The 10909-nt window shown below is 59.4% G+C and carries 9 protein-coding genes and 1 pseudogene; 8 read left to right on the top strand and 2 right to left on the bottom strand.

The genetic code is table 11. The features are described from left to right. The 6 genes and pseudogenes from ACWI8T_RS05980 to ACWI8T_RS05955 all read left to right on the top strand — a co-directional run. Positions 1–859: pseudogene (locus ACWI8T_RS05980) on the top strand (ATP-dependent zinc metalloprotease FtsH); the annotation flags it as partial. A gap of 112 nt (positions 860–971) precedes the next feature. Continuing rightward, positions 972–2279: a dihydropteroate synthase gene (folP, locus tag ACWI8T_RS05975; protein WP_449138294.1), complete on the top strand. Its 1308-nt coding sequence runs from the start codon at positions 972–974 to the stop codon at positions 2277–2279. Between the two features lie 174 nt (positions 2280–2453). Beyond that, positions 2454–3056: a biotin--[acetyl-CoA-carboxylase] ligase gene (locus ACWI8T_RS05970; protein ID WP_449138293.1), complete on the top strand. Its 603-nt coding sequence runs from the start codon at positions 2454–2456 to the stop codon at positions 3054–3056. 31 nt (positions 3057–3087) lie between these two features. Then, positions 3088–4608 (top strand): MATE family efflux transporter, encoded by a 1521-nt coding sequence (locus ACWI8T_RS05965; protein ID WP_449138292.1) that lies wholly within the window; start codon positions 3088–3090, stop codon positions 4606–4608. A 9-nt stretch (positions 4609–4617) separates the two neighbouring features. Beyond that, complete coding sequence (locus tag ACWI8T_RS05960) at positions 4618–5400, top strand: ABC transporter ATP-binding protein (protein WP_337492772.1); 783 nt, start codon at positions 4618–4620, stop codon at positions 5398–5400. Next, entirely contained in the window at positions 5393–6145 is a 753-nt protein-coding gene (locus ACWI8T_RS05955; protein WP_329932679.1) for an ABC transporter permease, read from the top strand. The genes ACWI8T_RS05960 and ACWI8T_RS05955 overlap by 8 nt, the downstream gene beginning before the upstream one ends. 108 nt (positions 6146–6253) lie before the next feature. Here the strand turns inward: ACWI8T_RS05955 and ACWI8T_RS05950 are convergent, their stop codons facing one another. Both ACWI8T_RS05950 and ACWI8T_RS05945 read right to left on the bottom strand, forming a co-directional pair. Further along, entirely contained in the window at positions 6254–7291 is a 1038-nt protein-coding gene (locus ACWI8T_RS05950; protein WP_181861835.1) for a sensor histidine kinase, read from the bottom strand. A 59-nt stretch (positions 7292–7350) separates the two neighbouring features. Then, on the bottom strand, positions 7351–8040 hold the full coding sequence (locus ACWI8T_RS05945) for a response regulator transcription factor (protein WP_114614702.1): 690 nt from the start codon (positions 8038–8040) through the stop codon (positions 7351–7353). Between the two features lie 430 nt (positions 8041–8470). On the opposite strand from ACWI8T_RS05945, the gene ACWI8T_RS05940 reads away from it, so the two are divergent. Then, positions 8471–10159, top strand: a complete 1689-nt coding sequence (locus ACWI8T_RS05940) for a formate--tetrahydrofolate ligase (RefSeq protein ID WP_449138291.1) — start codon at positions 8471–8473, stop codon at positions 10157–10159. A 253-nt stretch (positions 10160–10412) separates the two neighbouring features. Then, a partial coding sequence (locus ACWI8T_RS05935; protein ID WP_449138290.1) for a cyclodeaminase/cyclohydrolase family protein occupies positions 10413–10909 on the top strand: 497 nt, incomplete at its 3' end.

The raw sequence follows: 10909 nt of genomic DNA, 5'->3' as shown, positions 1-10909 counted from the left end.
CGACCTCATGAACCTCATGAATGAAGCTGCGCTGCTCACCGCGCGCCGCAACAAGTCGCACATCTCCATGGCCGAAGTCAACGAGTCCATGGAGCGCCTGATGGCCGGCCCCGAGCGCAAGAACCGCGTGATGAACGAGAAAACTCGTCGCACCATTGCGTTCCACGAATCGGGCCATGCTCTGGTTGGCCACTTGCTGCCGAATGCCGATCCGGTGCATAAGATCACCATCGTGCCGCGCGGCCGCGCGCTTGGCTATACCATGTCGATTCCTGACGAGGATAAATTCCTCGTGAGCCGAAACGAGATGTATGACGAACTCGCCGTGTTTTTGGGTGGTCGTGTTGCTGAAGAAATCTTCTGCGGCGACATCACGACCGGCGCGAGCAACGACCTGGAGCGCGCCACGAAGATGGCCCGTCAGATGGTCGTGAACTACGGCATGTCTGATGCGCTGGGCCAACAGACGTTCGGCCAGCCGAACCACGAAGTGTTCCTGGGCCGCGACTATGGCAACACCCAGGATTACTCGCCCGAAACTGCCCAGCGAATCGACGAGGAAGTCGCGCGTCTCATGAAGCAGGCGCACGATACTGCCTACGAGATTCTCTCGCAGCGTGCCGACCAAATGCATACGATGGCCGAAGTGCTGCTTGATCGTGAGACGGTCGACGGTGCGGCGTGTGAAGCTTTGCTCAACAACACGTGGGCTGAGTTCTCGAAGAAGGAAGCTGCTGGTGAAATTCCTCCCGACGAGGGTTTCACGCTCGTGGAGCCTGTTGGCAAGCAGGAGGAGCCGCAGCTCGCTTCGCCACAGCAGGCAGCTGAGCCGCAGGGCGATTCCTCGCAGCAGCAGTAGGCTTTTTGCCGCAAGGGGAGATTGCGGCGCATGACACAACTAAGGGGCGCGTCCCCTCGCTTTCAGGCGAGGGGGCGCGTTTGTGCGTATATAAGAAAGGAAGAAACCGAGCATGATGTGGAAATGCGCGAACTTCGAATTCGACTCCACGCGCCCCGTCGTTATGGGCATTTTGAACGTGACGCCCGATTCGTTCTCTGACGGTGGCCAGCATAACGGCTTTGCCGAAGCGGTGGCATATGCGCGCCAAATGGTTGACGAAGGCGCTCAGATTATCGACGTAGGCGGCGAGTCGACGCGTCCGGGTTCGGCGGAAGTGTCCGTCGAAGAGGAGCTCGCGCGCGTGCTCGATGTAGTGCGCCAGCTGGTCGATTTGGGCTTGTGCGTGAGCATCGATACGCGCCACACCGAAGTTGCTCGCGCGTGTGTTGAGGCTGGTGCGGCAATCATCAATGACGTAACGGGCTTCCGCGATCCCGCTATGGTCGAAGTCGCCAAAAACTGCGATGCGGGCCTTGTCGTCATGCATATGCTCGGCGAGCCTGCCACCATGCAGAACGATCCGCACTACGACGACGTCGTGGCCGAGGTTAAAGAATACCTGGGCGGCCAGGCCGCCATGCTCGAAGCAGCCGGCGTTGCGCGCGAGCGCATCTGCGTCGATCCCGGTCCTGGCTTCGGTAAAACCGCGAGTCAGACCATGGAGCTCATGCGCAACTTCCACGAGTTCAACCGTTTGGGATATCCCACGATGGTCGCCGTTTCACGCAAAAGCTATATCGGCTCCGCGTATGGCATAAGCGAGCCCGCACAGCGCGATGAGGCCTCGGCGCAAGAGGCTCTAATGGCGTGTGAGCTGGGCGCTTCGGTGGTGCGCGCCCATAATGTGCCCGAAACCATGAAGGCGCTCAAAAACCTGCGTCCCTATGTGATTTTGGGCCTCGGCTCCAACGTGGCCCTCGTGGCGAACCCTGGCGAGGAAACGGAGGGCAAAATCGCGAACTTGGAACAGGCCATTACGGGCTTGTGCTCCATTCCCGATACGCAAATCATCGACATCTCGAGCTACTACGAAAGCGAGCCTGCGTACTACGAAGACCAGGATACGTTTGTGAATGCCGTGGTGCTTGCGCGCACGGGCGTGCCGCCGAAGGAGCTTTTGAAGTATTTGCATGCAATCGAGAACAGCCTGGGCCGCACGCGCGAAATCGAAAATGGCCCTCGCACGCTCGATTTGGACATCGTCGATTACCAGATGTACGTGGAGCAAACTGACGAGCTTACGCTGCCTCACCCGCGCGTGTGCGAGCGCGATTTCGTGGTGAAGCCGCTGCTCGAGCTTTTGCCGAATCATGTGCTCGCCGACGGCACGCCCGTTGTCGCCGATGGCGCGGTATACGGAAAGGCAACCAAGTTATAAGCTTGCGACCTGCGCAAAACGTTCATTCATCGGTATTTCTTTTGCAGGTTGCCTTTGGGCATGGGGTTCACGCGAGCCCCATGCCCGCTTGCTACACTTCGAAGACTTTCCCGCTGAATAATGTGCGATTTCGTCCGCTCGGACGATGGCGCGCTCGACGATGTAAGGAGCTCCATGAACTTCGATATTATTTATAAAGACGTGACCGGATCGACCAACGACGACGTGTGGGACCTTGCCAATCATGGCGCGCATCCAGGCGTCGCGGTGCGCGCGCTGCGCCAGGAATCGGGCCGCGGCCAATGGAAAACGCGTCCATGGGTAAGCCCTGAAGGCGGGCTGTATTTCTCGGTGTTGCTTGAGCCTCGCATTCCCGAGGAAGAATTCCCCTCGATGAGCCCTCGCCTCGCCGAGGCCGTGGCGCGCATCGTGCGCAGCATTGCGGGCGTGACCGAAAACGAGATATGGGTTAAGCCTGCCAACGACGTGATGTGCGAAGCGGGCAAGCTGTGCGGCATGTCGCTTGACGCGAAAGACGGCAAAGTGGTGCTCGGCGTTGGTGTGAACGTGTTCCACCCGAAGGAGCCCATCGTGACCGACGGCCGCAACGTTGCCGCGTATGTTTGCGACTTGGGCACGGAGGAGTCGCGTTCTTTGCCGTTCGCAAATGCGCTTTCGAACCCGCTTTTGCGCGTGCAATACCTCGATGCCGTGATGCAGGGCTTGCTTGGCGCTATTGATCTGGAACTTTCTGCCATCGAGTGTGAGCATATCTAAAGTAGAACGAATAATCGCAAGAAGGACGCGTATGACTGAAGAAAAGATGATGCGCGAAGCGCGCGAGGGAAAGCCCCAAACGGCCGACAAGAAGGAAAACGAGCGCGTCACGCGCATGGGCTCGGGCAATATTCCGGCCCTCGTAGTCGAATTCGCGGTGCCTGCGATTTTGGGCATGCTCGTGAACGGCGCGTACAATATTATCGACTCGGTATTCCTCGGCCACGGTGCAGGAGAAATTGGTCTTTCCGCCGTAAGCGTGGCAACGCCGATCATGACGGTGTTCATGGCGATTTCTATGCTCATCGGCGCAGGTGGCAACGCGTTGTGCGCGCTTCGTTTGGGCGAAGGCAAGCACAGCGAGGCCGAGCATGTTCTGGGCAATACCTTCACACTCGGCGTGCTGGTATCCATTCTGCTCGCGGTGCTCGCTCATGTGCCTGCCTGCATCGAACCGCTGCTCTCGCTTTCTTCGGCCACCGATACGGTGCGCCCCTATGCTCGCGACTTCATTCAAATCATCAGCCTGGGCTGCGTCTTCCAAATCGTTGGCATGGGCATCAACAATTTCATTCGTACGTGTGGCGCGCCTAACAGGGCGTTTCTTACCATGCTCATCGGCGCGGTAGGCTGTACCATTTTCAATGCGATTTTCGTCATGGGCATGGGCCTGGGCGTCGTCGGCAGCGCGTGGGCGACCGTGTGCGGCCAATGCATCAGCTGCATTACCGTGGTGTGGTACTTCACGAAGACCCCTGGTGTGCCGCTGCGCCTGCGCCGCAAGTATCTTGCGATGAATGGGGCGCTCGTGCGCAAGATTCTTGCACTGGGCACGGCTTCGTTCGTGCTGCAGATTGGCGCTGCTGTATCGCAGGTCGTTACCAACTATGCACTCGTGAAATATGGCGCGATGAGCCCCATCGGCGCCGACAATGCGCTGGCCGCCGTCGGCGTGGTCGGCCGCGTGGCCATGTTCACCATTCTGCCGCTTATCGGCATGTCAATCGCCGTGCAGCCGCTTTTGGGCTTCAACTACGGTGCGAAGCTGTGGCATCGCGTGAAGAAGACGCTTGCCGTGGGCATGCTGGGCGCTACAATCATCGGCACGGTGCTGTGGGTGCTCATCATGGTGTTCGCTGCGCAGATTATCGGATTCTTCGGCATTACCGATGCGGCGCTCGTCGACCTGTCGGCGTTCGCGTTGCGTGTGAACCTCATTTTCCTGCCCATCATCGGCTTCCAAATCGTCGGCTCGAACTACTTCCAGGCTACCGGCCAGCCCACGAAGAGCATTATTCTGTCCATGACGCGCCAGATCCTGTTCCTTGTGCCACTCACGCTCATTTTGCCTGAGGTGCTGCCGGGCATTCTGCCGATGTTCGATGGCCTCGACGCGGTGTATATGGCTGTGCCGTGCTCCGACTTCTTGGCGATTTTCACCGTGGGCGCATTTGTGCTCGTTGAGCTGCATCGTCTGAACAAACGCATCGCCGAATCGAAATCGGCGGCTCAGCTTGCCACAAGTGAACAAGCCGCTCAGCCGCAAGAATAGGGGATATTCATGGGGGAGCCGAAGCTTCGCCTGCAAGGGGTATCGCAGGTGTACGAAGGTGCGCGTGGTGAAACGCGCGCGCTTCAAAATATGGATATTGACGTGGCTCCAGGTGAGGCCGTGGCGATTCTGGGGCCTTCTGGCTGCGGAAAATCGACGAGCCTGCTTATTGCGGCGGGCTTGCGCGTGCCTACGCAGGGTGCCGCGTTCGTTGATGGCGTGCGCGTTGCGGGGCCGCGTTTGAACACGGCTCTGATTCTGCAAGATTTCGGCCTTCTTCCCTGGAAAACCGTTGCGGAAAATGCGGGACTCGGCTTGCAGATTCGTAAAACGCCGAAACGCGAGAGAGCCGAGAGGGTTGCGCGCGCGCTCGAGCAGGTGGGCTTGGCCGATTTCGCCGATGCGTTTCCCGCGGAGCTTTCGGGCGGTATGCGTCAGCGTTTGGCCATGGCGCGTGCCCTTACGTGCGATGCCGATTTGCTGCTTATGGACGAACCCCTTTCTGCGCTCGATGCACTTTTGCGCGAAGAAATGCAGGATATGTTGAAGCTGTGCTGGCGTGAACAGGGCTATGCGCAGGTGCTCGTGACGCATTCCGTTGAGGAAGCGGTGTATTTGGGCCAGCGCATCGTGGTTATGTCGCCGCGACCGGGTCGTGTGGTGCACGTGCTGGAAAATGCCGAGATGCAGCAGGAAAACTGGCGCGATGCCGATTTGTTCTTCGAACGCTGCCGCACATTGCGCGAGATGCTGCGCGACATTGTGGCGAAAGAGGAGGTGGCCCATGCGTAAACATCCTGTTTTGGGCCGCATTGCAGGCTATGCATTCGCCATCGTGTTCATTCTTGCCGGCTGGCAGCTTACCGCCATGGCGGTGCACAATCCTGTGCTGCCTGGGCCTTTTGACGCGTTTCCCATGGTGGCGCAGTATTTCGATGAGCTGTGGCCGGCGTTTCTCGTGAGCCTTTACCGCGTGGTGGTTGCGATGCTCATCGGTACGGTGCTCGCTATTCCTTTGGGACTCGCGTGCGGCCGTTCTCCGCGCGCCGATGCCGTATTCGCGCCCATTCTGTATTTCCTCTACCCGCTGCCGAAGGTCGTGCTGCTGCCCGTGCTCATCGTGCTACTGGGCTTGGCCGACGCGCCGAAGATCGTGCTCATCGCGATTACCGTGTTCTTCCAAGTGCTCGTAACTGTGCGCGATGCATCGAAGAGCGTGCCTGAGCAGAGCATTCTTTCTATGCGCTCACTTGGCGCGAGCAGGCTCGATATATATCGCCACGCCATTGTTCCCGCCACGTTGCCTGAGCTGTTCACGGCATTGCGCATTTCGAGCGGCACTGCGGTTGCGATTCTGTTTTTCGCCGAGGGCATTGCGGGCTCAACGGGGCTGGGTTATTTCATCGTGAATGCCTGGGCGCTGCTTGCCTACCCGAAGATGTTCGCGGGCATTATCGCTATGGCGCTGCTCGGTGTGATTCTGTATGAGCTGTTCGATGTCGCGGAACGGCGCCTGACGCGCTGGAGGCGCGTGTAGGAAGGCGCTTCTGAAACATACACATGTGGCCCCATCGGCTTTCTTCGCCGATAGGGCCACATTCGTTTACGGGGTTATGGTTGCGCAGTTCTTCGGTGCCTGGTCATGCTAGTGAATATGTTCGTGGACGCTGGGGAGGGAAACGACGAAGCACGCTCCGCCGCCTGCCGCATTAAACGCCTCAATGGTGCCATCGTGGCCTTCGACGATGCCTTTCACGATGGAAAGGCCCAATCCCGTGCCGCCGGTGTTGCGTGCGCGGGAGTTGTCGCCGCGATAGAAGCGTGTGAACAAAAGTTTCGGGTCGATATCGCCAAAGCCGGGGCCATCGTCGATGACGCTGATGACGGATTTATCGGCCAGACCCGCAAGGCGAATGGTTACGTGTCCGCCTTTGCCCACGAAGCGGCTCGCATTGGCGACCAGGTTGTAAATGACCTGCTGAAGACGGTCGGGGTTGCCCAGCACGTCGGGCGCTTCGCCTTCGATTTTCAGCTCTGCGCCGTTTTCCTCGAAAATCGGATTCATCGCATCGGCCACGCGTTCGGCGACGTCATGCAAATTCACGCGTTTCATGATGACTTGATCGGTGCCTTCTTCAATATGCTGAAGAGTGAGCAGGTCGTTCGAAAGGCGCGTAAGGCGCTCCGACTCGTTGATAATGGTTTGGCAGAAGCGCTCGCGCAGCGCGGGCGGCATGTCGGGATCCATGAGAGTTTCGGCGTTGCCGCGAATGGCCGTAAGCGGCGTGCGCAGCTCGTGGGCCACGTCGCTAATGAAGCGCGTTTGTCGGTTTTCCTGCACGGAAAGGTCGCTCATCTGGGCTTTTGTTTTTGCGCTCAGGGCAACGAAGTCTTCGGCAAGCTCGTCGGCCTCGTAAAGCTTGCCTTCCGGCTTAATATCGACGCGCGCGTCTCCATGAAGAATCGCTTGCGCGCGCACGTGCAAATCGGTAAGGGGCTCGGCCAGGTAGTGGCCAATGACGAGGCTCAACGTGAACGCGAACGCCGTGCCCGCAAACAGGAACCAGAGAAGCAGCCCTATATCGGGAATGCCGAAAATGCACACCAGGAAAAAGGTGAGTATCGAAGCCGCCACGGCGAAAATAGTGGCCAGAATGGCATAAAACGACTGAAGGCGCCTCATAATGAAGCGCCTTTCGTCGGCGGCGCTGTGCGTAATGCGTCATTCATCGTAAACGGCGCCTATGCTTTCAGGCGGTAGCCGTAGCCGCGCACGGTCTCGATGATGCTCGGGTCGAAGCCTGCTTGCGAGATTTTGTCGCGCAGGCGTTTGATGTGCGTGTCGACCGTTTTCGTTTCGGTGATGTACTCCCAGCCCCAGGCTTCGCGCAACAAATCTTCGCGGGTTACGACCTTGCCTGCGTCTTTCATAAGGGCGGCAAGCAGCTCGAACTCGCGCGGAGTCAAATCGATGGGGCCATTGGGGCCGACGGCTGTGTGTCGGTCTTCGTCGAGCGTGATTCCTGCAGCCACGAGCGCGCCGCTATCGGGCGCCTCAAGGGTGCCACGGCGAAGCAGGGCGCGAACGCGGGCGATGAGCTCGCGCACGCCGAAGGGCTTGGCCAGGTAATCGTCACCGCCGATTTCGAGGCCGACGACCTTGTCGAGCTCGGTGTCGCGTGCCGAAAGGAAGAGCACGGGCGCTGTGGTACGGCTGCGCAGGCGGCGGCACAGCTCATAGCCGTCCATGCCGGGCAGCATAATGTCGAGCACGAACAGGTCGTAATGCTTGCGCGTCGCCTGTTCGAGCGCGTCTTCGCCGTTGTTGGCGACATCGACTTTGAACCCCTCTTTCATGAGGGAGTAGGAAACGAAGTCGGTAATGGACTGCTCGTCGTCGACGACGAGGATCGAGGCGGCTTCTTCGGTCATGGGTGCCGCTCCTTTCGTGCTGGGGTTGTTCGTGGGTGCAATCGCGCCCGTTCAGCTACTTGAATCATAGCACGTCACATGCCTCAGCATGCCCGTTCACTATTCGGTTGACGCGCTGTAAGGTTGGCGTTTCACGTCAGTTGATTTCGTTGCTTGCACAGCGACGGTGTGTGCTCGTTTCGGCTTCGTGGCGAAAACGTGGGGCTTCGCACGGTCGCGTTGTCGCGTTGCCGCGCGAAAGTCGCACTTCTCCTGGGTTTCGCGCTTCCGATTGTTCCTTTCGCCCGAGCTTTCGGCTCGCTCGCAGCGGCCTTGTGCCGTTTCCCTGCGAATCTGCGCCGAGTTCGTGGCGCGGGACTTTGCGTGCGCCACCGTCGTTACAATGGGCTTCGTTGCGATAAGAGAAAGCCGCAGGAAGAAAGGGCCCGACGTGCTGACTGACATTGAAATTGCCCAAGCTGCAACCCCCGAGAAAATCACCGTGATCGCCGAGCGTGCTGGTGTGCCCGAGAAGTATCTCGAACAATACGGCAACTACAAGGCGAAGGTCGACTACAACCTGCTTACCGACGAAGCTCATACTCCCGGCAAGCTCGTGCTGGTTACGGCCATTAACCCTACGCCTGCGGGCGAAGGCAAAACGACCACTACGGTCGGTTTGGCCGACGCCATGCGTCGCATTGGCAAAAACACTCTGGTCGCGCTGCGCGAGCCGTCGCTCGGCCCCGTATTCGGCATTAAGGGCGGCGCCGCTGGTGGCGGATACGCCCAGGTCGTTCCCATGGAGGACATCAATCTGCACTTCACGGGCGACTTCCACGCCATTGGTGCAGCGAACAATCTGCTTGCCGCCATGGTCGACAACCACATTCACCAGGGCAACGCGCTCGGGTTCGACGTGCGTCGCATCACGTGGAAGCGCGTGGTCGACATGAACGATCGCCAGCTGCGCCATATCGTGTGCGGTATGGGCGGAAAGGCTTCGGGCGTGCCTCGCGAGGACGGTTTCGATATCACCGTCGCTTCCGAGATCATGGCTATTTTCTGCCTGGCTACGAGCATTTCCGACCTCAAAGAGCGCTTGGCCCGCATTGTCGTTGGCTACACGCGTGCCGACGAGCCCATCACCGCTGGCCAGCTGAATGCTCAGGGTGCCATGTGCGCACTCCTGAAAGACGCGTTGAAGCCGAACCTTGTGCAAACGCTTGAGGGTACGCCGGCATTCATTCACGGCGGTCCCTTCGCGAACATCGCCCACGGCTGCAATTCGATCATCGCTACGCGCATGGCCATGGCGTTGGGCGATTACGCCATTACGGAAGCCGGTTTCGGTGCCGATCTTGGTGCCGAGAAATTCCTCGACATCAAGTGCCGCTTGGCGAATTTGAAGCCCGATGCAGTTGTGGTTGTCGCGACTGTTCGCGCGCTCAAGAACCACGGCGGCGTGCCGAAGGCCGAGCTGAATGAAGAAAACCTCGAGGCGCTTGAGGCGGGTCTTCCGAACTTGCTGCAGCACGTGGAAAACATCACCACGGTGTACAAGCTTCCCTGCGTGGTTGCTATCAACGCATTCCCGACCGACACCAAGGCCGAGCTCGACTTGGTTGAGGCCAAGTGCAAGGAACTCGGCGTGAACGTTGCCCTTTCCGAAGTGTGGGCCAAGGGTGGCGAAGGCGGCGAAGAGCTGGCTCGCGAGGTTGTGCGCCTGTGCGAAAACGGCGACGATGAGGGCCGCAGCGCCGAGACGTTCGAGTTTGCCTATGGCGACGAGGGCGGTATCGCCGAGAAAATCGAGGCCGTTGCGAAGAAGGTGTATCGCGCCGATGGCGTCGACTTCACGCCTGCCGCGAAGAAGCAGATCAAGCATTTGGAGTCCATGGGCTTTGGCGAGTTCCCGGTATGCATGGCGAAGACCCAGTACAGCTTCAGCGACGACCAAACCCTGCTCGGCGCGCCGCGCGGCTTCCGCATCACGGTGCGCGAAGCGAAGGTGTCGGCTGGCGCTGGCTTCGTGGTGGCGCTCACGGGCAACATCATGACGATGCCCGGCTTGCCGAAGCATCCTGCGGCCGAGAACATCGACGTCGATGAAACCGGTAAAATTACGGGCCTGTTCTAACGAGTAAGCCCCTATGCCGACGCGGCATTGGGCTCTGGCGGCGCGCTTCGAGGTCAAGCTGCCGATCGCGTGCCGAAGTTGCGCGTCGCCTTGCTTTCGTCCGAACCGTGTTCGCCTAAGCCCATGCCGCTGATGTTTGTTCGGCCCGGGTTTTAATGGGTCAAAGGAACTGCGCCTTTGGCCCATTCTTCTTTATTTGGAACTCGTTTGAAAATGGGCCGCGGACGGTCTTTGGCCTATTGAGGATGCTTCTATGGTGAATACTGAATTTGTCGATGCTCTGGCTTCCGATGCCGCTGTGCCTGGCGGCGGCGGTGGCGCGGCCTATGCTGGCGCGCTTGCTGCGGCGCTCGGCGCCATGGTGGGAAATATTACGGCGGGAAAGCCAAAGTTCGCCGATGTTGCCGACGACATGCGTGCATCGGTTGTTGAGCTTGATGCGGCGCGAGCTCGTTTGCTCGAACTCATCGATGAAGATGCCGAGGCGTTTTCCCGGCTCGCGGCCACATGGAAGCTTTCGCGTGCGACTGAGGAAGAAAAGGCCGCGCGCCATGCGGCCGAGCAAGCGGCGCTTGTGGGCGCGTGCGAGGTTCCGTTGCACATCATGCGTGTGTGCGCGGCCGTAATCGAGTCTGACGAATTCCTCGCGAACAACGCGAGCAAACTCGTGCTTTCCGATGTGGGCGCTTCGGCGATCTTGGCGAAAGGCGCCCTGCAGGCAGCGGCGCTCAATGTGCATATCAACACGAA

The sequence above is a fragment of the Slackia sp. genome, assembly GCF_977041755.1.
The sequence above is the reverse complement of the archived record's forward strand: the minus strand, read 5'-3'. Positions and strand labels throughout refer to the sequence as shown.

What these genes read in the sequence shown, in the direction of transcription:
- folP (WP_449138294.1), top strand. Translation starts at nt 972, where the DNA reads ATGATGTGGAAATGCGCGAACTTCGAATTCGACTCCACGCGCCCCGTC.
- ACWI8T_RS05970 (WP_449138293.1), top strand. Translation starts at nt 2,454, where the DNA reads ATGAACTTCGATATTATTTATAAAGACGTGACCGGATCGACCAACGAC.
- ACWI8T_RS05965 (WP_449138292.1), top strand. Translation starts at nt 3,088, where the DNA reads ATGACTGAAGAAAAGATGATGCGCGAAGCGCGCGAGGGAAAGCCCCAA.
- ACWI8T_RS05960 (WP_337492772.1), top strand. Translation starts at nt 4,618, where the DNA reads ATGGGGGAGCCGAAGCTTCGCCTGCAAGGGGTATCGCAGGTGTACGAA.
- ACWI8T_RS05955 (WP_329932679.1), top strand. Translation starts at nt 5,393, where the DNA reads ATGCGTAAACATCCTGTTTTGGGCCGCATTGCAGGCTATGCATTCGCC.
- ACWI8T_RS05950 (WP_181861835.1), bottom strand. Translation starts at nt 7,291, where the DNA reads ATGAGGCGCCTTCAGTCGTTTTATGCCATTCTGGCCACTATTTTCGCC.
- ACWI8T_RS05945 (WP_114614702.1), bottom strand. Translation starts at nt 8,040, where the DNA reads ATGACCGAAGAAGCCGCCTCGATCCTCGTCGTCGACGACGAGCAGTCC.